The organism is Novosphingobium malaysiense, from assembly GCF_000802225.1.
In the GTDB taxonomy this organism is placed as follows: Bacteria; Pseudomonadota; Alphaproteobacteria; order Sphingomonadales; family Sphingomonadaceae; genus Novosphingobium; species Novosphingobium malaysiense.
The window spans coordinates 1-251 of sequence record NZ_JTDI01000056.1 but is presented as its reverse complement, the minus strand read 5'-3'; the positions used below and the strand labels follow the sequence as shown (position 1 = coordinate 251).

Annotated in this window: 1 protein-coding gene; it reads left to right on the top strand. The window is 68.9% G+C overall.

Features of this window, described 5'->3' with window-relative positions:
• The coding region (locus tag LK12_RS23485; protein WP_039290862.1) for a tricarboxylic transport membrane protein at nt 1–251 on the top strand (251 nt) is incomplete at both ends.

Sequence of the window (251 nt, the reverse complement as noted above, 5' to 3'; positions counted from 1 at the left end):
CCAACTGCTGGCTGCCGAACCCAAGCGCCCCGAATGCATCGCTCCGGCCAAACCCGGCGGCGGCTTCGACCTGACCTGCAAACTGGCCCAGAGCGGCCTGAAAGACGAAGGCCTGCTCAAGGCGCCGATGCGCGTCACCTACATGCCGGGCGGCGTTGGCGCCGTGGCCTACAACGCCGTGGTCGCCCAGCGCGCCAAGGACCCGGGCACCATCACCGCCTTCTCCAGCGGTTCGCTGCTCAACCTGGCAC